This is a genomic window from Pelorhabdus sp. sgz311002, from assembly GCF_056134285.1.
Window position 1 is genome coordinate 58288 of the sequence record NZ_JBWBCL010000004.1, and the last position, 23835, is coordinate 82122.

General features: G+C 41.9%; 20 protein-coding genes. 15 read left to right on the forward strand and 5 right to left on the reverse strand.

Annotated features, from left to right (window positions below; all coding sequences use genetic code 11):
• Positions 1 to 56: 56 nt before the first annotated feature.
• Complete coding sequence (locus tag AC0NJP_RS08080) at positions 57 to 509, reverse strand: staygreen family protein (protein WP_474699432.1); 453 nt, start codon at positions 507 to 509, stop codon at positions 57 to 59.
• 280 nt (positions 510 to 789) lie between these two features.
• Here AC0NJP_RS08080 and catA point away from each other — a divergent pair, with 280 nt between their 5' ends.
• Positions 790 to 1455 carry a type A chloramphenicol O-acetyltransferase gene (catA, locus tag AC0NJP_RS08085; RefSeq protein ID WP_474699433.1) on the forward strand — a complete coding sequence of 222 codons (666 nt, stop codon included), beginning with the start codon at positions 790 to 792 and terminating at the stop codon, positions 1453 to 1455.
• 151 nt (positions 1456 to 1606) lie between these two features.
• On the opposite strand, the gene AC0NJP_RS08090 is transcribed toward catA, so the two are convergent.
• A complete protein-coding gene (locus AC0NJP_RS08090; RefSeq protein WP_474699434.1) occupies positions 1607 to 2890 on the reverse strand; it encodes an SGNH/GDSL hydrolase family protein in 1284 nt (427 codons plus the stop codon).
• 163 nt (positions 2891 to 3053) lie between these two features.
• On the reverse strand, positions 3054 to 4700 hold the full coding sequence (locus AC0NJP_RS08095) for a Cache 3/Cache 2 fusion domain-containing protein (protein WP_474699435.1): 1647 nt from the start codon (positions 4698 to 4700) through the stop codon (positions 3054 to 3056).
• A 233-nt stretch (positions 4701 to 4933) separates the two neighbouring features.
• Between AC0NJP_RS08095 and AC0NJP_RS08100 the strand changes: the two genes are divergently transcribed.
• The 6 genes from AC0NJP_RS08100 (at position 4934) to AC0NJP_RS08125 (ending at position 12136) form a co-directional block, all read left to right on the forward strand.
• A complete protein-coding gene (locus tag AC0NJP_RS08100) occupies positions 4934 to 6262 on the forward strand; it encodes a sigma 54-interacting transcriptional regulator (RefSeq protein ID WP_474699436.1) in 1329 nt (442 codons plus the stop codon).
• 287 nt (positions 6263 to 6549) lie between these two features.
• Positions 6550 to 7797 (forward strand): hypothetical protein, encoded by a 1248-nt coding sequence (locus tag AC0NJP_RS08105; RefSeq protein WP_474699437.1) that lies wholly within the window; start codon positions 6550 to 6552, stop codon positions 7795 to 7797.
• Positions 7798 to 7901: 104 nt separating this feature from the next.
• Positions 7902 to 8618 (forward strand): CoA transferase subunit A, encoded by a 717-nt coding sequence (locus AC0NJP_RS08110; RefSeq protein WP_474039699.1) that lies wholly within the window; start codon positions 7902 to 7904, stop codon positions 8616 to 8618.
• Between the two features lie 38 nt (positions 8619 to 8656).
• Entirely contained in the window at positions 8657 to 9349 is a 693-nt protein-coding gene (locus tag AC0NJP_RS08115) for a 3-oxoacid CoA-transferase subunit B (RefSeq protein WP_474039698.1), read from the forward strand.
• A 171-nt stretch (positions 9350 to 9520) separates the two neighbouring features.
• A complete protein-coding gene (locus tag AC0NJP_RS08120; protein ID WP_474699438.1) occupies positions 9521 to 10525 on the forward strand; it encodes a hypothetical protein in 1005 nt (334 codons plus the stop codon).
• Between the two features lie 333 nt (positions 10526 to 10858).
• Positions 10859 to 12136 carry an MFS transporter gene (locus AC0NJP_RS08125; RefSeq protein WP_474699439.1) on the forward strand — a complete coding sequence of 426 codons (1278 nt, stop codon included), beginning with the start codon at positions 10859 to 10861 and terminating at the stop codon, positions 12134 to 12136.
• A gap of 39 nt (positions 12137 to 12175) precedes the next feature.
• Here AC0NJP_RS08125 and AC0NJP_RS08130 read toward each other — a convergent pair whose 3' ends face one another.
• A complete protein-coding gene (locus AC0NJP_RS08130; RefSeq protein ID WP_474039695.1) occupies positions 12176 to 12502 on the reverse strand; it encodes a hypothetical protein in 327 nt (108 codons plus the stop codon).
• Between the two features lie 334 nt (positions 12503 to 12836).
• Here AC0NJP_RS08130 and AC0NJP_RS08135 point away from each other — a divergent pair, with 334 nt between their 5' ends.
• The 3 genes from AC0NJP_RS08135 to AC0NJP_RS08145 all read left to right on the forward strand — a co-directional run bounded on the left by AC0NJP_RS08135 (position 12837) and on the right by AC0NJP_RS08145 (position 16968).
• Positions 12837 to 14126 (forward strand): MFS transporter, encoded by a 1290-nt coding sequence (locus AC0NJP_RS08135; protein WP_474699440.1) that lies wholly within the window; start codon positions 12837 to 12839, stop codon positions 14124 to 14126.
• A 689-nt stretch (positions 14127 to 14815) separates the two neighbouring features.
• A complete protein-coding gene (locus AC0NJP_RS08140; protein WP_474699441.1) occupies positions 14816 to 16795 on the forward strand; it encodes a methyl-accepting chemotaxis protein in 1980 nt (659 codons plus the stop codon).
• On the forward strand, positions 16795 to 16968 hold the full coding sequence (locus AC0NJP_RS08145; protein ID WP_474699442.1) for a hypothetical protein: 174 nt from the start codon (positions 16795 to 16797) through the stop codon (positions 16966 to 16968). The genes AC0NJP_RS08140 and AC0NJP_RS08145 overlap by 1 nt, the downstream gene beginning before the upstream one ends.
• 185 nt (positions 16969 to 17153) lie before the next feature.
• Here AC0NJP_RS08145 and AC0NJP_RS08150 read toward each other — a convergent pair whose 3' ends face one another.
• Entirely contained in the window at positions 17154 to 17450 is a 297-nt protein-coding gene (locus tag AC0NJP_RS08150) for a hypothetical protein (RefSeq protein ID WP_474039691.1), read from the reverse strand.
• Positions 17451 to 17772: 322 nt separating this feature from the next.
• Here AC0NJP_RS08150 and AC0NJP_RS08155 point away from each other — a divergent pair, with 322 nt between their 5' ends.
• The 5 genes from AC0NJP_RS08155 to AC0NJP_RS08175 all read left to right on the forward strand — a co-directional run bounded on the left by AC0NJP_RS08155 (position 17773) and on the right by AC0NJP_RS08175 (position 23812).
• Complete coding sequence (locus AC0NJP_RS08155; RefSeq protein WP_474699443.1) at positions 17773 to 18357, forward strand: TetR/AcrR family transcriptional regulator; 585 nt, start codon at positions 17773 to 17775, stop codon at positions 18355 to 18357.
• Between the two features lie 23 nt (positions 18358 to 18380).
• On the forward strand, positions 18381 to 18743 hold the full coding sequence (locus tag AC0NJP_RS08160; protein ID WP_474699444.1) for a response regulator: 363 nt from the start codon (positions 18381 to 18383) through the stop codon (positions 18741 to 18743).
• 28 nt (positions 18744 to 18771) lie between these two features.
• Entirely contained in the window at positions 18772 to 20883 is a 2112-nt protein-coding gene (locus tag AC0NJP_RS08165; protein ID WP_474699445.1) for a chemotaxis protein CheW, read from the forward strand.
• 130 nt (positions 20884 to 21013) lie between these two features.
• The gene (locus tag AC0NJP_RS08170; RefSeq protein ID WP_474699446.1) at positions 21014 to 21502 is read left to right on the forward strand and encodes a chemotaxis protein CheW; all 489 of its coding nucleotides are present in this window, start codon (positions 21014 to 21016) and stop codon (positions 21500 to 21502) included.
• Between the two features lie 57 nt (positions 21503 to 21559).
• Positions 21560 to 23812: a HAMP domain-containing methyl-accepting chemotaxis protein gene (locus AC0NJP_RS08175; RefSeq protein ID WP_474699447.1), complete on the forward strand. Its 2253-nt coding sequence runs from the start codon at positions 21560 to 21562 to the stop codon at positions 23810 to 23812.
• Positions 23813 to 23835: the final 23 nt, after the last annotated feature.

Genomic DNA, 23835 nt, shown 5'->3' on the forward strand with positions numbered 1-23835 from the left:
TTGGTATAGCAAATAGTGGCTCTTTCTGTTATAGGAAGCATTTTAGAGCTGAATAGTTATTCCGTCCTATACAGACTTGGGGTTCCCCAATATTGGATTCCCTTATATTCGGGGTACCTAGACGAGAACGAAATCCAAATTGGAGCATCGTCCAATGTAGGATGGGCGCGAAAAAACTTTCTGTCACCATAACGGATAGCTTCCAAAGCTAAAGGTAGATTTTCCTGGAATATCTTATATCGCACTGCGGATGCAACTTTATTTTCATCCTGGGAATCTACTTGAACACGACCGAACAAGGCATAGCCGTTTTTATGACGATACCATTTAGCTAGAACTTCATCGCGCATAGGGCCAATAGCTTCATAAGCAAATTTCCATCCCACTGCAAGAAATAGCTCTGCGGTTACATCCGAATGGGTAAGGGTGTAGTTGCGGGGTATAACCGGTTGTATAGGGGTAACACCATGAAAGGTCGTGCTTAACTTCTTCGGGTCTAGTGTTTTCATCTAAGGTAATCCCCCTTTGCCGCACAGCATGTTGTATACTATGTCAAATCAGTCTCAAATGATACGGGAAGGCGACAAAGAGGTGTTTGGGATCGATCAAACAGAATCCTCAAATATTGTCCTAATAGTCCGATTCCATATATAATGGAATAAAGTCATCTGTTGATATAGTGAGAAAAATTGTTGACTCAATTTTTATATGATAAGGTGAGAACATGAAAAAGACAGAGAAATAGCCTCCTAAAAGAAGAATTCATTTAATCTTTTAGGAGGGTAAACAATGAATTTTAATAAGATTGATATGGAAAAATGGGAACGTAAGCAACATTTTGAGCATTATTTAAGGAGTGTAAAATGCGGCTTTAGCATCACATCCAATATAGATATTACAGCGTTAGTGCCAGCGGTCAAAGCAAAATCATTAAAGCTTTACCCCGTATTTCTTTATATGATATCCAGTGTAGTCAACACACGTCAGGAATTCAGGGTATGTTTCAATGAGGATAAGGAATTGGGATATTGGGATAGGATGAATCCTTCTTATACGATATTTCATAAGAATACAAATACTTTTTCGAGTCTTTGGACGGAATATATGAATGATTTTAGTGAATTTTATCAAAATATTCAGGTTGATATGGAGAAGTACTCGAATAGCAAGGACCTTTTTCCGAAACCTGATTGTCCACCTAATTGCTTCCCCATTTCCTGTATTCCGTGGATGAGCTTTACTGGTTTTAACCTAAATTTATTTGACGATACCGAGTTTCTTTTGCCTATTATTACAATAGGTAAGTACTTTGAACAAGGTGATAGCTTACAATTGCCAGTATGTTTACAAGTTCATCATGCTATAGCAGATGGTTATCATGCATCGCAATTTATGAATGATTTGCAACAGTTTGCTTCAGCATCTGAGAACTGGATGATCATAAACGACCAGTAGTTTGATAATCTATTTTAAGATAAAGTATAAAAGTAGTCAGCAAACTACCTTATTGTATGGGAATCCGGAAATAATTAAAACCCGCGAAATTCGCGGGCTTTTTACTATGCATTTTTTTTTGAGGTTTCAGATTGCTGCATCAAGTTGTATTTCAACTTTCATCAAAAGTACGAAGGAACTTAATTACCGCGTCGGCGATTACTTTTTTGCCGGAGATATCAGGATGTAACCCATCTTGAGAATACCTGACAGGCAAAATGCCGTTATTGTCGCTTAACAAAGGATTGATATCAATTACATATTGCTGCTTTTTTAGGAATGCATTTACGATGTTAGTTTGATATTGCCAGTCATCAACAGATGGCTTATGAAAAACTTGTTCAATTCTGGCCGGATTGATGGGGGGGATGGTTAAGAAAATGGGGGTTATGTCATTTTTCTCACATTTCTTTATTAGCTTTTGGAATTGGTCAATGACATCCTCTGCTTTTGTTCCGCCTCTTATACCGTTAGCGCTCGCGAGGATCAACAGATATTTGGGATGGAAGGGCAAAACGTCATTGTTGAAACGCTTGACTAACAATTCCACACTGTCACCGCTTCTTCCCAAGTTTTTCATTTCATAAGGTAGGTAGGATGAGTAATCAAATCTAATATCTGAAGGCGGGTTGGATACAGCTCCGCCGCCATGGGTAATGCTGTCGCCCAAAACGGCCCACGTGTAATGTTTTAAAGTAACATGAAAAGGAATGGCATCCGAATAAGTACCTATAGGTTGATCGTCACTATTTAGCGCCAGTACTCTCCAGTAATAGGTACCTTCTTCTACGTAGGCATGTTGGTCATAACAATCAGCCCCTCCATCTACGTCGTAACTACGCACTCGGTTTTTTGAGGGGGTGATTCCATTGGGATTTTCTGGAGCTTCTTTCGTAATCTCAATAGTATAATGGGTAGCTCCGAGTACTGGAATCCAAGAATAGGTCGGGTAAAGCGGTACGGGCCGATTGGTATTAAAAAGAGCTGTGGGCTGCGGTTTTGTCGGATTTAATTGACCGCTAGATAGTGGCATCGGTTTAGAAAAAGGCCCAATAGGCTTTCGGTCTAAATCTAAGGGTCTAATTCGATAGTAAGTTTTATCAAGATCAATCTGTGCAAGAGCAGGCTCATTTAAATCTAGTTCAACACCTGGCGTAAAAATAGCTGTGGTATGGTAGAGGATATTTTCTTTTGGTACGGATTCATTTGCTTGATAAGGTTTTGACAGGATCTCTAGTTCATACATCACAACATCTTCCCCATTATTCCAGGCAAGATAAAGCTTATTGGTTTGAAGCGTGGGGGTACTTGCGGGTCGGGAGAAATTAGAGGCTGAGGCATAACCGCATAGTAAGGCAATAATAATAAGCAAGATGGCAAATTTAATTACTTTCATAGGGACTCCAATCTAAAATAACGAGCATGTAGCAACCCGCCAAAGCGGAATGTTCATTGTATTCTTAGTTATATTATAGCAATTTCAAGGAGCAATTTGGCAAAAATTGCAGAACTTGATGTAAAAAACGCCAGCCGTGGTTACGGTGGCGTTTTTGTGTTGGTTATTCATCTTTCTCAATTTTAAAAGAATTCACATGGCGATCCAGTGATAAGGCAATATCGTCAAGGCTTGAGGCTGAGGATGAAATATTCTTTAGCAAAAGTTTCAGTTTTTCCACTTCGACTTCTAAATGAGATATTTGATTCATCGGGTGAATCGCTGCTTCCGGTGTTTTCTGGTAGTCACTCGGAGAAACTATGGGGTTTGCTTGGCACATGGTTGATATTTTCTTTAGAAGATGTAAGGCTTCTTCGGTTTTGTCTAATTGCTTATTCAGTATGATTTGTTCAAGCAGTTGATTTAGTTGGTGAACGGTTTCTTGAAACTCAGTATGTAAGGCTTTATTGGAGGCAAAGGCGTAGCTTTGTAATAAAGGGATAGAATCCCCTTGTAAATCCTTCACGCCCTTTTCAATTCCCTGTAAGGCGTCTTTGGATTCGGTGATGTCAATGAGTAAGCGTTGTGAGGCTTCTTTGAGTTTGGTGGAATTCGAAAGGATTCTTCCGATGAGTAGTGAGATATTGTTAAGCATGACATTGAAAGCATTGCCTAGCACGCTAAATTCATCATCAGAGAAATGCTTCAGTCTTACCGTTAGATTCCCGCTTTGACACTGTCGCATTACTATCATCAGTTCATTAATTGGTTTAAAAAAAGTATTGGATAATAGTAATGCAATTGATGCGGAAATAGCGACAACGACCAGTATAGCAAGAATCAGCATTTTAGATAATTGATGGGTGGTATTAAATATTTCAGATTCATAACTTCCCGTGACAATATACCAGTTCCAAGGCTCATAGTACATAAAATAAGCAATCTTGGTTCGACCATTAAACTCATAAGTAACGGAGCCATTTTTCTTCTGAATGATTTCTTTCACCCAGGGATACTCTAAAGCATTTTTGCCTTGTAAAGTAGGATGGATAATCATCATTCCTGATGGGTCAAGAATAAAAGCATAGCCAGTTTCACCAACTACAATATTTTTTATTGCAGCAATCATTTCGTACTCCTGCTCGCGACGTCCGAGGACGAAAGCGCCAATGAGTTTCCCACTACTATCCCAGATTGGCTGATAAATCGTAGCATGCATAATTCCTTCGACGCTGGCTCTGCCCAGATATTGCTGGCCGTTTATTAGCCTTTCGTAAACATTACCTGAATCAATATATGTTCCAGAAATTCTAGAACCGTCTGGCTGTCTGACATTTGTACTGACTCTAATAAATTTGTTATTATGTAATTGAAAGATCGTAGCTGGCAATTTTTCCTTTCCGATTAAACTATCAACTAAAGTAGAATCGTCGGTTATTTTTTGATTCCCAATATACCAAGTGGGCAGACGATAACCACCAATATCCACCATATTATCATAATCAAAACGACTATTTCCTAAAGAATTTAGTCTTTCTACAAAAGATGCGTCGGCGCTCTCTAACCAACGTGACAATACCTTTTGCTGCGTATCAACCATATTATAAATACCTGTATTAATATTGGTGATCGTTTCTTCATTCTGTTTTGCAATCTTTTGAGAGATCAGGTAATAACTGAATCCACCTATGACGATCATTGGAATTACGGCGGCAAGAATGAACCAAATAAATAAACGTGATTTAATGCTCGATTTAATGCTTGGCTTCATAGGTGAACCTCCCTTTTACAAACAGGTAATAAATATGCTAACATTATACTATCTTGTTACTTATTGTACAATTTGATAAAATCAAAGTATACTAATTTTTTTGAAATATCTTAATTTTAGAAAAAAATAATTTAGATAAAGCTCAACTATGGAACTTAGTGGAATTCCCTACTTATAAGTGCGAATGAAATGGTAAGTTAAGGAGGAGGATATCCTTGAAGATAAGGCAAATTATGGATCATTTTTTTACGATATGTTCCTCCTCTGACACTATTTCAGCAATTGCCGAAAGAATGGCAATCTCTAAAGTCTCTTTTGTTATAGTTGTTGATCATAGAAATATGTATAAAGGTGTTATTAGGGCTTCCTCATTATTGGTTAGAAATTGGCAGGAGCATTCATTAGGGGATTTCTTACAGGAAATTCCTCCCCTGGTGGAAAGTGATCATATAACTTCGCTGAAGAAGGTTGTCTTAGACATTGTACCGGTAATCAATGAGGAACGGAATGTTGTGGGGGTTATCAGTTTTAGAAGCTTGGTGGATTATCTACCTGAAGTGATGGCTGGCTGCGAGGAGCGAAATCTGAGTATTGTCAGAAAGGATAAGCAGCATAAATCCAAGTATACGATTGACGACATTATTGGCAAAAGTCATACTATATTGTCACTAAAGGAACGGATTATAGCGGCTGCGAAGACAAAGTCAAATGTTCTCATCTTAGGCGAGACAGGCACAGGAAAAGAGTTGGTGGCTCACGCCATACATAGGCTGAATAGCAGAAGGCACCAAGCCTTTGTTCGAGTAAATTGTGCTGCTATTCCCGACAACCTGCTTGAGTCAGAGTTATTTGGTTATGAGCAGGGGGCGTTTACCGGTGCTGGTAAAGGCGGCCACCCAGGAAAATTCCAAATGGCTGATGGGGGAACCATTTTTTTGGATGAAATCGGCGATATGCCTCTCTCGCTACAATCGAAGATACTGCGGGTTTTACAAGAACGGGAAATTGAAAAGGTTGGTGGCCATTTTCCAGTTCCCATTGATGTTCGAGTGATTGCCGCTACTCATCATGATTTGCACCAGTTGATCAAGGAAGACAAATTCCGTCAGGATTTATTCTTTAGGTTGCATGTTATACCTATTCATATGCCGGCGCTAAGAACACATCCCGAGGATATTCCTTTATTAGTAGAGCTGTTTTTAGAGAAAACCGCAGATGAATTAGGGATTGAAAAACCAAAAGTAGAACATGATTTTATGAAGGCGCTATTTGAGTACCACTGGCCTGGAAACGTGCGAGAATTGGCCAATATAATAGAGGCAGCTGTATCTTTGTCAGCGAATGGAATTATCACTTGTGAGTATATACCGGATTATATCTATGCCGCTAGAATTCCCAATAGTGGCGAGGCTTTGCGAGCCCAGGCGGATGAGGCGGAACGGGACGCCATTTTGAAAGCAAGCAAGACTTACAAGGGTGATAAGCTAAAGATTGCGGAAGCTCTGGGAATTTCACGTAGCAGCCTCTACAATAAAATGAAAAAATTTAATATTGATATTTGACGGGATAAACCGTAAAGTGTTAGTTGCTGTACCAGGTAAGAAGTGGTATAGCCAGTATAGGTGATTGAGGGTTACTTAACCTCAATCACCTTTTAAATTTATGTACAGAGTAAATAAACCATAGGAGCATTGAAATTATAACAAGATGAAAATCCAAGAAGCTGGACGAATTTTCAGAAAAGTAAATGCTTTGTTGGAAGGGGCCGCGATAAAGCAAGGGTTCTTGCTTGGCACAAGAATTGCAATAGTATGATATTGGCAAATAAAATATGAAAAGAGGGTGGCGTATGACAGAGTATCTAGTCAAAAGGCGTTTTGAGAGTCCTCTTACCACAGGTGTCGTATTAACAGTTATTTGTTTTATGGTAGCACTGATTTATTGGCCCATTTGGGGATTAATTGTCAAATCAATAGCGATTAGTTTAGCTGGTCCGGGTCTAGCAGCCGTTGATGCTAAGGTGGCAGCAAAGTATATTGGCGTTTTAGGCGAAGGAACTTTTTTTTGGATGGTTATTAATGCTTGGATTTGGCAAACATTACTTTTTGGTAATTACGGCAAGTATCATGTAACTGAATTGCAGCCCAAGGCTGGTATTCGGTATAGTTTGATTGGACTGCTCACAGGGATTGTTGGATTTTTTATCTTAATTGGGTTTATCGGCATATGGTGGAAACCTTTCAGTCTGGGAATTTTATTCATGCCTAAGACCGCGGCAGAAGTTCAACTAGCAATCGAAGGCTGGGAAGTCGGTAATTTTTATTGCTTAGCCGTTATTATTACGCAAATTAGTTATGTCGCGCTCTTTCAAAAGTGGCCGTTTGCTGGCAAAGCTGCTGCGCCGATCGATAGTGTTGGGGCAATGGCGATCAGTACGGTTCTCGCATTAATCGTTTGGTTCGCCATGTTTTTCCCCAGCTTGATGAGTGGTTTATCCTTGGGCGGACATGGAATTGTTGATAAGCCATTTGGGTCGTGGGCCGCATTTTTAGCTTTCTGCCAGGCTTTTATCTTCTTCTTTTTAATCCCTGCTGAGGGGGGCGAGCGTTACCCACAGAAATTGTTTGCAAAAACCCAACCTTATGCTGGTTTGGTGGGGCTAGCCATTGCCTTGGCAGCAGCACTGATTGTTCCGCCGACCTTGCGTGCGATAGTAGAACCGTTGAATCTCGTGCCTGGAGTACCAGCTGATTTAGTGGTTGCTTCACTAGAATTATCGACAATCTGTTTCCAATTGACCTGGCATCACTTGTTTGATGATTATCCCAGCGCCGAAATCGTTTCTAACGATTTAAATAGGGCACTGATTCGTTTTGGAATTTGGCTAGGCGGCGGGATGATTTTTGGTCTTCTCTGGTTGCAAACGTTTAAGCTTTTATCTTATGGCGGTAATGACTTGGGACTTGGCTATCCGGTCATGGGTCTTCTTGCTGGTCAATTTGCCTTGTTGATGGTGATTTTGTATTGTAATACCTTCTTCGACAAATGGCCATTAGTTTATAAAGTACCTGTTAAAGTTTCAAATAAAAAAAGCTAGTTCAATTTCTGATTAAAGATGACTTCTAAAGCATAAGCAAGCTAGAAGAAGCTACGCAAGCTTATCAGAGCTTTAAGGTGATAATCATAGAAGGGGGAAAATGTATGAACAAAGTTATGAATTTAGACGAAGTTATAGAAAAAGTTTGCGATGGGGCTACCATTATGATTGGCGGGTTTCTTGGTATTGGGTCACCGTTAAAGTGTATTGAAAAATTGGTCGAGAAAAAAGTAAAAGATTTAACGGTTATTGCTGTAGTGTGTTCGTATCCTGGCGGTGATTTTGATTTGGCGCCGCTATTCAAAAATAAGCAGGTTAAAAAATTTATTACCGCTCATGCTGGTACTTGTCCAGAAGCCTTGGAGGTCTTTAAAAATGGCGAGCTTGAAATAGAATATTACCCAATGGGTTCATTTATTGAAAAAATTAGAGCAGGCGGTTCTGGTCTTGGCGGTGTGCTAACGCCAACTGGCAATGGCACTTTAGTAGCAGAAGGGAAAGAGAAGCTCACGATCAATGGCAAAGAGTATCTGCTAGAATTGCCGCTTACAGCCGATTTTGCTTTTATTAAGGGATATCGTGCTGACAAACTAGGCAATGTCCAATATCGCGGCGTATCACTTAACAGCAATCCAGTAATGGCAACGGCTGCAACCTTTACTGTTGCTGAAGTAAACGAGATCGTAGAAGTTGGTGGAATTAACCCAGAACTTGTGGGTACTCCCGGGATATTTGTAAAGGCTGTTATCCAAGGGGACTCCTTACAGGAACAGCAGGATGTTCTTAAAGAATTATGGGTGCGGACTGGTCGACTGGCTTAACAGAAAGATTGACGAAATTGGGTAGGGAGGTATATAACATGGATTTTAGAGAAATGATCGCCCGCCGGGCTGCTTTAGAGCTTAATGATGGTGAAGTGGTAAATCTCGGTTTTGGTATGCCAACGGCGGCCGCTAATTATATTCCACCTGGTGTCAATGTAATTTTACAGTCGGAGAATGGGTGCCTGATGTTTGGACCGACTCCCAAGCTGGGAGCGCAAGATGCTGACGTGGCTAATGCCGGCGGGCAGCCGATTACGTTACTGCCAGGCGCGTGCATATTTGATCTGTCAACATCTTTTTCGATTATCAGAGGGGGGCATGTAGATTCCACGATTCTCGGGGCATTAGAAGTAGACCAGGAAGGGAGTATTGCGAACTGGGCGATGCCAATTGCTCCCGGTAAATATTCTCCTGGTATGGGAGGGGCCATGGATCTCGTTGTTGGGGCTCGTAAAGTGGTTGCTACGTTGCAACATAATGACAAAAAGGGGAATTCTAAAATCTTAAAAAAATGTCTCCTTCCCTTGACTGGTAAAGGCGTAGTCGATGTTATCATAACCGACAAAGCCGTATTTAGCGTGACTCCGCAAGGCTTGATACTGAAGGAAGTGGCTCCAGGTTTCTCGGTGGAAGATATCATACAGATGACCGAGGCTGAGTTCACAGTCGCGGATGACCTGTGTGAGTATCGATTATATCCAGGCAGTGCTAAGCTGATCGAGCGATAATCGTAGAAACAAGGAAATCGAAGCAAAAAGATGTCTTAAGCGCTCGTCAGATACTTGACGGGCGCTTCTACTGCAATTGCTGAGAAAAATAATGGCGACACTTAAAAAGTCTCTAATAGAATACGATGTATAGTATGTGAAAGTAATTTTATCAAGAAAGAGGGGGACTCTATGCCGATAAGAATGTTAAGTCCATTTTCGCTGACTAATGTAAGCACGCAACTTTCGCCGCAAATCGAAACAAGTATCCAGCTGGATCCTGAGGCTGTAAAAGAGATGATGGCCAAAACTGCTGAGAATCCACTACCATCAGTTGTGATAAGTCAGGACCAATACAACTCAATCGCACAAAAGTGCGTTTCATCTGAGATGCAGAATGATGACTTTGCTTTTTCGGTTTCTGATTGCACTTCACCCCAAGATGCGCAAAATTGGCAGGACTATTTCAAAAAAACGGCACTGACATCGCAAAGCATTCGGCAGGATTTGGCTGCGACTAATCCTGATAGTATTGACGGTAATGTATATTACCAAGACTTTAATGGGCCGCGTATTACTTCTGTTACTGACAATGGTACAGACTATCTTAATAATCTTATAGTCAAGACAAGTTTCTACAAGAGTGAGCTGCAAAGCAATTTCCAAGGTGATGATCTGCAAGCACGGGTAAACAGCTTGGATGATTACGTTAATAATCTTGTCGGGAATTTTGCTCAGAAAACAGCCGATAAAATCTATAATAAGCTACAAACTACCGATCCCACGAGTAGCCTCACTAACGAAAAAATAAAAACAGACATTCTAAATATTTTCCAAGATAATTCGCGGCAAATGCAAGAAATTATAAGTAATAACCCGGACAAATGGCAAACGGTTTTAAAAACAGGGGGCGATTATTTAAATTATTTTAGAAGCAAGTTGGAAACAGCTACGACAACTGCCCCTACTACAAACATAGCCGAGAGTAATACCGGCGATGCATTAAATTATTCTGGTCTAAAGAATTTGATTCAAACTACGGCAGGTATAGTCGCTCCTCAAGAAGTTAGTCCAATAAACTTAACTACCAATAATCTTGATGGTATTATCTCTAAAGACATAGATTCTATTATAAGAAAAACGTATCTTTCCAATTACTCTGAAAATCAGCCGTATATACTTTATATAACTGCATAATAAGTTACTTATCTTTGTGGATGAAATGACCTTTTTTCTTCGCAGCTTCATTTTTATTCTTAAATAATGCCTGTGTAGTCAATATCGGTTTTTTGCGGCTTTACTTGATGTGGGGAAAATTAGTATTGACAAGCTTAGAGGCTCCTTCCGAGTTATTGAGTAATTGGGAAGGGGCTTTTAATTTCAATGGAAAAAAGAATGAAGTGTAAGATTTTTGCAAAATATTCTTCCAGGCAGTTAAAAAACTGAACAGGGAGGTTTTGCCTACTAAGGTTTACTTTGGAGCGGTTTTACGATATATTGGGTGATATAATGCAGCTACAGGGAGACGTTATGTTACCAAGAAAAAGTAACAGATCGGGAATTACTGTTGAGATTATTGAAACAAGAAAACCGTGGTGGCAAGAGATTACTATTTCGCAGTGGAAGGCTTTGGCTGCGGCTTTTTTTGGTTATACGCTTGATTCATTTGATGTGATGGTATATGCATTTGCTCTGACTACGATTGTGCAGGAAATGCAGTTGACTACAATTAGTGCTGGCTTTTTGGCGTCGCTTACTTTATTTGCTTCGTCCTTTGGTGGTGTTCTTTTTGGTATTGTGTCAGACCGCTTTGGCCGGAAAAAGGGGATTATGCTGACTGTCTCTATATTTGCTGTGTTTTCCTTTTTGAGTGGTATTTCACAAAATGTTATACAGTTGGCTTTAGCCAGAACTTGTTTGGGGATTGGTATGGGCGGTCAATGGACTGCAGGCGTTCTTCTACTGGCAGAAACATGGCCTCCCGGGCATCGGGCGAAAGCGATGGGACTGATGCAAAGTGGCTGGGCATTAGGCTATGTACTGGCTGCCTTGGCGACAATTATGCTGTTGCCGTCTTATGGTTGGCGTGCTTTATTTATGATTGGTCTGCTGCCGGCGATTTGTATTTTATGGCTTGTCTACTACATTGATGAAACAGTACACTGGAAGAAGGCACAGGCGCAAAGCAAAGAAAGTCGTATGGACTTTTTCCAGATTTTCCGGCCTGCTTTACGGCGGTATACGGTTGTGATTACGTTGATTAGCACCTTGCTGATGCTGGGGTACTGGGGACTGTTTTCCTGGCTGCCAAGCTATCTGAGTATGCCTGCAGAAAAAGGCGGGGCAGGACTCAGTATTGTTCAATCATCACAGTTTATGATTCCTGTGATGATTGGTGCATGGCTTGGCTATGTGACGTATGGTTTTTTTGCGGATCGTATGGGACGACGACCGGTTTTCTCTTTCTATCTTATGGTTGCTGCTTGTCTCGTTTATTTTTACGGAACTTCACGCGATCCGGAAATGCTCTTTCTTTTAGGCCCATTTGTCGGTTTTTTCGGTTCTGGCGCTTTTAGTGGTTTTGGTGCATTCGCCTCCGAGATATTTCCTACTCAGGCTCGGGGATTTGGAACCGGATTTACGTATAATATGGGACGGATATTCAGTGCAGGAGCGCCTCTGTTTATTGGTTATCTGGCTTTGTTTTACGGACTTGGCTCAGCTCTTTTGTTTACCGGAGCCGCTTACTTCTTAGCTGCCGCAGCGATCTTTCTGCTTCCGGAAACGAAGGGACGTGAATTAGAATAAGTTTTTACAAAAAATAAACTCCTGACATGTGTCAGGAGTTTATTTTTGTTTTTTCTTAATGACAAGCTGAATGATTGCCTTAATATCAGCTCGTGCTTCTTCGCTGAGCGGTTGTCCATCAACAGTTAACTCTTGTTGATCAAGAATATCGATGAGATCAGGAATATGAGGCGTGTTTAAACAGAAAAAATCAATCAAAGCATTTTGGAGTTTTGTTGTTAAATTGGTTCGCTCGTTTCGCTCAATCATACTCAAATAGGCACCAGAAAGACGCACATTATAGCGATTGCGGATCAGCTCAGCAGCTTCATCTAAAGTTATATGTGTATGGAGTCTTGCTGTACGGACTTGTTCACCAAGATTCATAATCATCACCACGTTATTAGTTTTTTATTCGTATGCCTATTGACAATGGATTTAACTAGCAGTTAAAATAAAACTACCTGTAAAAATGTCACATTTCAAATAATAGGATATTACTAAAAATATATCATATTTCATCTTCTATGGCTAGAAGTGAAAAGCAGTTCCTTAAAACAGATCAAAGAAGTGTTTTCTTTTTTTATTTGAAAAATTTACTGGCAGTTAATATTTGAATGACTGAGTAATCAATGAAATCAATTATGAGGAGCTCTATGTAAAAAATATAAACTATCAGTTAATATAGGTGAAATCAGCAAAAATAATGAGGAGGTTTGGAATGGAAGCTGTAAAGCAAGGTGTTGAAGAGGAACTGGATAGGGAAAGAAAGAAGGAAGACGTGGCGCAATCCTGGTGGCGAGGCGTTACAAAGAAAGAATGGAATGCCCTAATTGCCGGCTTCTTCGGGTATGCACTAGATGCATTTGATGTCATGGTATATGCATTTGCTCTTACAACACTGCTGGGAGAGTGGGGACTTAGTGCCGTGGAGGCAGGTTTTCTTGCCACAGTTACTTTGTTTTCCTCGGCAGTAGGTGGTATTGGTGCAGGGCTGTTTTCTGATAAGCTGGGGCGGAAAAAAGCCATTATGACAACAATTCTTTTGTTTTCTATTTTTACAGGACTGAGTGGTTTGGCGCAAAATCTGGTGCAGCTGGCAATTGCTAGAACGATTTTAGGCCTTGGCATGGGAGGACAATGGACTGCCGGTGTTCTTTTGATTTCAGAGACATGGTCAACTAAAAATCGTGCAAAAGCAATTGGCATTATGCAAAGTGGCTGGGCATTTGGCTACGTTATGGCTGCGATTGCTTCCATGGTTATTCTTCCTGTCTGGGGTTGGAGAACATTATTTATGATTGGAATTATCCCGGGAGCACTGCTTTTGGTCTGGCTTGCAGTTGCTGTAGAGGAAACTGATATGTGGAAATCGATGAAGCAGGGAGAAAATGCACAAAGGGTCAGTGTATGGCAGATCTTTAGTCCGCAGCTCATTCGTTATACGCTGGTGATTACGCTTTCGAGTACTTTTATGATGTTTGCTTACTGGGGGCTATTTACCTGGCTGCCCGGTTATTTGAGCACTCCCGTTGAAAAAGGCGGTGCAGGACTTAGTATTCTTAAGTCTTCCGGCTTTATGATTCCGACGATGCTGGGGGCTTGGGTCGGCTATGTTACATATGGTTTTTTTGCTGATAAGTTTGGTCGTCGCCCTGTATTTGCTATTTATTTAATGATTGCGGCTGTTTTAGTCTATTTCTATGGTTCGGTACGCGATGTTACTACCCTGATGATCTTAGGGCCGCTTGTAGGGATCTTTGGCTCCGGCTCTTTCAGCGGATTTGGTGCGATTTGCTCAGAGTCTTTTCCCACAGCTGTTCGTGGTGTAGGAACGGGCTTTACTTATAATGTTGGGCGGATGATTAGTGCTGTATCGCCAATGGTGATTGGTTATTTTGCCGGTCTGTACGGAATGGGATCTGCACTAGGGCTTACTTCCTTTGCTTATTTTTTGGCCGGAGTCAGTATTTTTCTGATTCCTGAATCCAAAGGAAAAAGTTTGGAATAGGAAAGTGGTCAGCTAAGATTTTTCTTTACACCAGCAAACTCCTTGTGTCATATATAACGAAATTGCACAGGTAGCTTCAGCAGGAATTCATATTAACAATGGAAGTAAGAGTGACATTGATATAGTAATTCAAAATGTTAAGGAGCTTATAAAGCAGCTCATATTCATTGCCAATAATCAGCAATAACTTTGGCACTAGGTAAATATGAAAATATGGAAAATAAAGAAACCCTAGTGTATGATATTAGTATTGTAATCTTTATAATGTAAGGAGCGGACTATGAAAACAATTGGGTTAGGTGGTATGAGTTCCATAATATTATTTACAATGAATTATGCAGCTGTTGAATATGCACTAAAATAGCTTTATTTATTGGGGTTGAAACAAAACGAACGGGCCTGCATCAGTGCTGATACAGGTCCGTTCGTTTTGTAAATAGGGAGTGCGCGTACCGATGAATATCAAGCTGATAATAATGAGTCTTGTGTTTTTTTGTATTTTTGATAAACTAGTTAATAATTAACAGGTTATTTATTGAAAAAAAACTGTTCTTAAGCGAATACATAAGAAAAAAAGTATGCTTATGAGATCAATAACATGATAGCGTTTAATAATGAAAATGAGTGTAACTATGCTGTAATTATCTCAATCAAAACGAATGATGGCAAAGAGGGGTGTGAGATTACGAATGAAATTGAAAGCAAAAATAGTAACGGGACTTTTTTTATTAATTACATTGCCCTGTCTGACTTTAGGAATCCTTTCATATCGACAAACTGCGGATTCTTTAAAGGTTAAGAGCGAAGAACAGACCGTAAGTATAGCGGAAAAAATGGGCTTGGTGCTAGAGGCAAATATGGAAAGTGCAGATATTTTAGCATATACAGCAGCGATGGATGGTGTTTTTCGCGAGTCGGTATTGTCCGGTAATGGTGAAATGGCCAGAACGACACTGCAAAATTTACAACAACAGAATCAAGAATTATTAGATGGAATATTCATTGTCGACGCCAAGGGAACCATTATTATATCAAGTCAGGATGGTTCGGCAGGCTATTCTGTAAAAGAACGTGATTATTTTAAACAAACTATGGCAGGCCAAAAAGTTACCAGTGAAGTATTGGTATCAAAAACGAATCATAAATCGATCATTCTTATTACCCAGCCTATTAAGGACAATGGGAAAATCGTCGGTGTATTGGCGGCTAGTGTCAATTTTGACTATCTTGTCCGCCAGGCAGATAGTTTAAAAATTGGCGAAACGGGCTATGCTTATTTGCTCAATAACAAGGGGCAGTTTGTGTCTCATCCCAATAAGGAGCTTGTTTTAAAGGACTCCTTGCTTGAAAGTAAAGATCAGGGGACCGCGGAACTGGCTAAAGCGATGACTACTGGAAGAAGTGGGCAGGGATTTTATGTAGAGCAAGGCCAAACGATGTTAGCTGCATATGTGCCTGTTAAGCAATTTTCATTGGCTGTGACACTTCCTGTTAAAGAGTATATGAAAACGGCTGATCGAATTTTGTATAATACGGTAGCGATACTAGTTATAGCCTTGGCGTTGGCTTTAGCGATCGCGTATATACAGGCTAATTCTCTTGTCAAACCAATTGAACACTTGCGCAGCTTAATGCGCAAAGTGGAGCAAGGGGATTTGACCCAAGGAGTTACAAGTACCAGAAAAGATGAAATTGGTGATTTATTTCGCTCCTTTGACGCTATGCTGCGAGGGCAGGCGGGCATCGTAAAAAACGTGCGAAGCAGTAGTGACCATTTATTTGCTAGTTCGTCACAAATGGCGGCCTCTATCGAACAGGTCGTAGCAGCAGGAAATGATATTACGGAAAATACGCAGGATGTAGCAGAAGATGCTAGGGTTGGCAATGAAGATTTGCAAAAAACCAGACAGATACTGGCGGAATTAGCGCAACTCATCGGGGATGCGAAAATAAAGGTTGATACGGCGGTAGAAAAGTCGCATGCTACAAGCTTAGCCGGTGAAGCGGGGCGCCGTAAAGTTAGCGAAACTGTGAGCTGTATGCAGGATATTAAAGCTGAAACACAAAGTACAGGGAAAGCTATTGAAGAACTGAATCAGTATGCTCAGCAGGCTGGACAGATTATTGAAATGATTACGGCTCTAGCTAAGCAGACTAATTTGCTTGCTCTAAATGCTAGTATTGAAGCGGCGCGAGCTGGTGAACACGGCAAGGGGTTTAGCGTTGTGGCCGAAGAGGTGCGCAAATTAGCGGAGCAATCCGATAGCGGAGCGCGTGATATTAGTGCATTGATCTATAAAATTACGGAAAACACCAGTAAGGTTGTGGAAGCAATCGATAAAAATGCTCATCAGGTTGCCAAGGGAGTTTTGGCAGCACAGAGCACAGATGATTCCTTGGCACAGATTGATCAGGCTGTAGCGGATACGGTTTTGGCAATTGCAGAGATTAATCAACTCGCCGATCAGGAATTGGCTAATTCAGAAGAGATCGTAGGTCAAATTGAAAAAGTAGCTGCTGTCATGGAAAAGGTAGTAGCGAGTTCGCAGCAGGTAGCTGCAGCCATGGAAGAACAAGCTGCAGGCATGCAGACACTGGCTGCCGGTGCAGAAGGAAATAAAGAGATGGCAGGAAATTTGCAAGCGCTGACTTCTCGGTTTGACGTATAATGCTGGAGTTTCGTACCTATCCGTTATTAAAGTTTGAGGAAAATATAATTTTATATCATCACGAAAAGCTCGATGGAATGGGATTTTTTGGCGTGGTAGAGGATGAAATTCCGCTAAAATCGCAGATTATTAGTTTTGCCGACTATATTGATGGTGGCAGGCGGGTTTATTGATAGATAAATTGTACAAGACATAAATCACGTTTTTGACTGATATCTGAGATGAGTCGCGTCGCCTTTTATGCATCATTTGTAGTGAAAAAGACAAGAAGGCCTGCCAAATTAACAAAAATTTGGCAGGCCTTCTTGTCTTTTGGGGGATTTCCTCCATGTCCCCGCTTTGCTATTTCCTTCGGCCGTTACTGTTGCGGCGTATATGCTGAGTTAATCGTATTTTGTATCATTTGGACGGTAATTCCTTCTGTCCATTTATCAAAATAGCATGGATAGTAGGTTCCGCAGCTCTTGCATTCTATATATTGCTTACCATCCTTTTGTTCTCGCCTATCATACATATAGGGAAGAAGCTCTTGGGTATTATTAACTCCCGGGGCATTTGCATCTATTCTATAAGAATATTCATAGGTAGCTTGGTATTTTAACATCAATTTATCAGAGTTGCAAACTGGACATACAACTCGATTATTATGATGCATATTCGTTCACCTCTATTGTAATGTGCTGATATAATTTTGGCTTCGTGAGGAACTAACGTCATAAGAACTAGAGTTATTCAGTGATATTATGTCCATAAGATAATAGACTAATGCTGACATAAAACTTTTGGGAAAATATCATCGAAATGAAAAAGATACTATCAAAACATCTTTGTTCGACAATTTCCCCGCTTACTTTACCATAATTGTTAAATTTATGTAAATGAGTAAAAAATTATATTGAAAAATGTTGACAAGCAGTTAGGCGAACTTATAAAATAAAATAAAAAAGCGAGTGATCACTCGCTCGGGTGGTAGAGTTATGAACAGTTTTTTACATCGAAAAGAGAGAGTTATCCTTTCGGCAATCGAAATCATTGATGAGTTGGGCATCCAGGGCTTATCAACGCGTGCGATTGCAACACGACAGGGGATTTCGGAGGGAACGCTTTTTCGGCATTTCAAGTCAAAGAACGAGATTATTCTGGCAGTCCTGGACCATTTCTCTCAATATGACGCTGATATTTTTCAATCGGTCAGGTTGAAGGGGTTGCGGACGAAAGAAGCTATAACTTTTTTGGTTGATTCTTATGCTATTTACTATGAAAACTATCCAGCCATTACCGCTTTGACACAAATTTACGGCGTACTATCATCAGAGCCTGAATTTGAAGATAAGGTACATAACATTCTGTTCAGTCGCAAGAACTTTCTCACGGAAGTTATTGAGAGGGGACAAAAGCTGGGAGAAATAAAAGAAGACCTAGACAGTGCAATACTAGCTGATATTATTTGGGGAGCTTTCAGTAGTATCTGTTTATCTTGGCGGATGAACGATCGTAATTTTTCTCTAAGAGAAAAGATCCTTACCGCCCTGGATATGCTGCTTGAAGCATTTTGTTTATAAAAAAACATAGCTGGAGGAAGAAGATGAAAAGAGTATTGGTAGTTGATGATATGGTTTTTATGCGGTTAGCCCTGAAGGGAATGCTTGAGAAACATGATTATGAGATAGTAGGAGAAGCGGAGGATGGTGCCCAAGCGATAGAAAAATACAAGAGTTTAAAGCCTGATATCGTGACAATGGATATTACCATGCCTGTAAAGACTGGAATCGAAGCGCTGAAAGAGATTATGGCCTTGGATCCTCAGGCTAAGGTTGTTATGGTTTCGGCTATGGGGCAGGAACGTTTCGTCAAAGAGTCCATTATGAACGGTGCCAAATATTTCGTGGTGAAGCCATTTAAAGAACCGCAGGTGCTAGAAACGCTTAACAAGGTCGCGGCGTTGTAATAGAGTACAGTGAAGGAGGAGATGGGCGATGTCGGATCAGAATACTTTGGAGCCAATGCTTGATCTATATCTGTTTGAAACAGCGCAGCTACTAGAACAGTTAGAGCAAACGGTAATTGGCAGTGAAGAGTCGGGTTGCTATGGCGCCACAGAGATTAATGAAATATTTCGGGTGATGCATTCCATTAAAGGCGCGTCGGCTATGATGCTGTTTGATAACATGGCGACTCTCGCCCATTCTCTTGAAGATGTGTTTTTCTATCTTCGCGAGGCGAAACCGGAAAAGGTAGATTGTTCACAATTGTCGGATCTTATTCTCAGTGGCGCTGATTTTATTAAGAACGAGCTAGAGAAGATCCGAAACGTCGGTAGTTCCGATGGGGACGCGAGTTCTCTTATCAGCGCCATAAAAAGTTTTTTGGATGAGATGAAGACTGCTAATCTCGATTCTACAAAAGCCAAAGCCGAATCGTCCCCAGCCGAGATTAAGACTGAAGCTCCTGTAAGCAAGCAGCAGTATTATATCAGTCAGGACAAATCTGGCAGGGCCTTCGATAAACGATTTTTTTCGGCGACGATATTCTTTGAGGATAATTGCGAGATGGAGAATATTCGGGCCTATACCATTATCCCTACACTGAGGGAGACGGCCGAAGATATTTCTTACATACCGGACAATATTATGGAAGACGATTCCACGGCCGCGATTATCCGTAGAGACGGTTTCAAGCTATTTTTCGCCACAGAACGAACGTACGACGAAATCTATGAGCTTTTGGATAAAACGATTTTTCTTAAAAGCCTTGAACTGATCGAAATCAGTGAACCAGCCCCAGGCAAGATTACGCCGGTCGCTCAGATTGTTCTGGACGAGCCTGAGGTAAAGATACCGATTCCCAAAGAAAAGAACATCGCCGAAAAACGCACTAGCGAAAAAAATGCTGGTGTAGCTGCGGCAAGCAATCAGAGCATGATCAGTGTCAATGTCGCAAAACTGGACATGCTGATGGATTTGGTGGGCGAACTAGTGATTGCAGAGGCTCTAGTCACGCAAAACCCTGATCTGAAAGGGCTTTCCCTGGATAACTTCACCAAAGCGGCGCGGCAGCTAGAGAAGATAACGAGCGAGCTACAGGATACGGTAATGTCGGTTCGAATGCTGCCGCTTACGGCAACTTTTCATAAAATGCACAGGATTGTCCGCGACATGAGCAAAAAGCTTGGCAAGGAAGTCCGGCTGAACCTAGTGGGAGAAGAAACAGAGGTCGATAAAAATATTATCGAGCATGTCTCCGATCCGTTGATGCATTTAATCAGAAACTCCATTGATCATGGAATCGAGTCTGGTGAGGAGCGGGTGGCGGCAGGAAAACCGGCCGCTGGGAGTATTACGCTAGAGGCGAAGAACGATGGCAGTGACGTCGTAATCGTCATTAAGGATGATGGCAAGGGTTTGAATAAAGACAAGATATTGAAGCGCGCTAGGGAGAATGACCTCATTCACAAGCCTGAGAATGAATTGACCGACAAGGAAATCTTTTCTTTCATTTTCTCACCAGGATTTTCCACGAAGGATAAGGTGACGGAGTTTTCTGGCCGCGGCGTGGGAATGGATGTAGTAACCAAAAATATCAACAGTATTGGCGGGGCGGTGCTGATTGACAGCTCTCCTGGCGCCGGAACGACTATCTCGCTGCGGATTCCCCTCACTCTGGCGATTATTGACGGTATGACGATAGGTGTGGGAAACGCCCGTTACACGATTCCGATCGCTGTGATAAAAGAATCGTTCAGACCCAAAGAACAGGAAATTATCATTGATCCTGACGGCAACGAAATGATAATGGTTCGCGGCGAATGCTATCCGATTCTGCGTATCAGTCGGGTTTTTAAGGTGGATCAGGCTGTCACGCGTATTTCGGAGGGCATCATTATTATGGTGGAAAATGAGAACAAAGCGACTTGCCTGTTTGCGGACGAACTGATCGGCGAGCAGCAGGTGGTTGTAAAAGCGTTGCCGACCTATATCAAAAATATTAGGCAAGTGGAAGGTTTGGCGGGATGCACTCTCCTGGGAGATGGTGGCATCAGCCTAATACTTGATATTGGCGGGTTGATGAATCGAAAATACGCCGAGTAGGCGGTAAAGCAAGTTCGCCAAGTATTTCTTAATGACAGTAAATTCGGAAAATAGTGGTATCGTCTGGCACTAGCTAAAAAGGCGAGCAAGAGCGGTTAAAAGTGATGGGATGAATATGGGAGGAGTGCTTGTGTCCGAAAAAGTGGAAATGGAGTTAGAATGCGAGGAAGATACCCAGAAGGACAAATTTTTGACATTTCCTATGGGGGCAGAAGTTTATGGCTTGGAAATCAAGTTTGTTACGGAGATCATTGGACTGCAGCCTATTACTAAGGTACCGGACTTGCCGGAATACGTAAAAGGCATTATCAACCTCAGGGGAAAGATCATTCCGGTTATTGATGTACGGCTTCGGTTTAAGAAACCCGCGATGGAGTATAATGATCGGACATGCATTGTCGTAGTTGATATCAGCGGGATTGCCGTCGGCCTTATTGTCGATACTGTCGCCGAAGTATTGACAATCGGCGAGTCGGATATTGTTCCACCACCGGAATTGAATCATGGGAGTTATCAGCAGCGATTTACAAAGGCGATCGGTAAGGTGAGCGGCGCAGTGATACTGATTCTGGATTGTGACAGATTGCTCGGCGATGATGCGATGCCGAAGATCGATTAATCAAGATGCAGCGAAACATTGTCTTAGGTCAACTCAATGAAGTAGGAGGAGTACTAAATGTTTTGGTACAAAGATCTGAATATCAGCAAAAAATTAATTCTCGGCTTCGTTCTCGTCAGCCTGATTACCGGGTTTGTGGGACTTTTTGGTATCTATAATCTACGCCATATCACTGCGGAGGACAAAGTACTTTACGAAAAATTCACGGTGCCTGTCGGGGAACTAGTGGATATGACGGAGCAGTACTGGGTTGTCCGAGTGGAGTTTAGAAATATGCTGTTGGAGAAAGACCCCAGCAAGCGAGGTTCATCGGCGGCTAAGATCAAGGAAGCCATGCAGAAACTGAAAGCTTTACTGCAGAACGTCGAACAAACCACTTATACTGATGAGGGCCGCAGGATAATTACTGCGTTTCGGGCTGCTATCGGTGAATATGAAGCTTATCTGGACAAGTTGATCGCTCTAGCTCAGGCGAACCAATTGGATGCGGCAACGCAGCTTATGGAAGCTGATGGACCTAGGATTAATAAAGCGATGGATGAAGGCTTGAGTGGACTTCAGACCCTCAAGATTACACTAGCCAAACAAAAGGCCGAAGCGAACCAGGAAACCGCTGACAAGGACACAATCGCTGTTGCCGTAATTATAGCGATCGCGATTGCTCTGGCGATATTCCTGGGACTGATGATATCGCGTATCATCAGCAGGCCGATTGGCAAGTTAGTCGAGGCGGCGGATAAGCTTGCCGTAGGCGATGTGAATGTTACTGTTACTGCCACATCAAAAGACGAAATAGGAACTCTGATGCACTCTTTTGCCAGAATGATCGAAAGCATTCACGAGCAGGCGCTTGTCGCCGAGAAGATCGCTGCTGGCGATATGACCGCTCAGGTAAAAATAAAATCGGAGAATGATCTGCTAGGAAAAAACTTACATAAATGCATTAATAATATTAATCAGATGGTTACAGATGTCAATATGCTGGCTTCGGCAGCCGTGGCAGGCCAACTGGCAACCCGGGCCGACGCGGCAAAACATGGCGGTGAGTTCCGGAAAATAGTCGAGGGGATTAATTCTACTCTAGACGCTATTGTTAGGCCGCTCCAGGAAACGACGGAAGTTTTGAAGGAAATGTCAGTCGGCAATCTCCATGTCGCCGTTAAAGGCGATTATAAAGGAGATTATACCATTATCAAGGATGCTCTCAATGGCACTATCGACTCTCTTCTGGGATATATAAGTGAAATATCACAAGTTTTGAGCGAAATGGCCAGGGGCAATATGAATGTCGATATTACCAGAGATTATCGGGGCGATTTTGTCGAAATCAAAAATGCGCTCAACCAAATTATCATTTCCCTAAATGAAATTCTGGGAAATATTAATGAAGCCTCGGAACAAGTGGCGTCGGGAGCTCAACAGATTGCTGAATCCGGCGAGGTTTTATCGCAAGGGTCTACTGAGCAAGCTAGCTCGATCGAAGAAATCACGGTTTCCATGGAGCAAGTTGCCGCCCAAACGAAAGAAAATGCGATGAACGCTAGTGAGGCCAACGAACTGGCCACTGTCGCTAAGGATAATGCGGTTCAAGGAAATCGACAAATGCAAGAAATGGTTCACGCCATGGCCGAGATCAATGAATCTTCCGCCAGTATTTCTAAAATCATCAAAGTAATAGAAGAGATTGCTTTCCAGACCAATATACTGGCGCTCAACGCTGCTGTTGAAGCCGCTAGGGCCGGTCAGCACGGCAAAGGCTTCGCCGTGGTGGCGGAGGAAGTTCGGAATCTGGCTGCTCGCAGCGCCAATGCCGCGAAGGAAACGACTGCAATGATCGAAGGCTCGATCAAAAAAGTCGATATCGGAACAACGATTGCCAATGAAACGGCTGAAGCCCTCAATGGCATCGTGGATGGGGTGGCAAAAGCGGCCACGCTGGTTGGCGATATTGCGGCAGCTTCAAACGAACAGGCTACGGCGATTGCCCAAATCAATCAGGCGATCACCCAAGTTTCCCAAGTGGTGCAGACCAATTCAGCCACGGCAGAGGAAAGCGCCTCGGCCAGCGAAGAACTGGCAAGCCAGGCTGATCTGCTGAAAAAGAATATAGCTAAGTTTACTTTAAAGCAGTCTTTCGCAAGATTTTCAGATATGGGAAATTTGAATACGGATATGTTGCGGACCATTGAAACGATGATGAGGAATAAAAAAGAAAGTCACAGGCAAGGGGAACGGATCGGTAAATACGAGCCTGAGTTGGCGGCAAAGGGGAAAATCATCCTTGACGACAGCGAATTCGGTAAGTACTAGTAGGTGGGGTCAGAACAATGAGG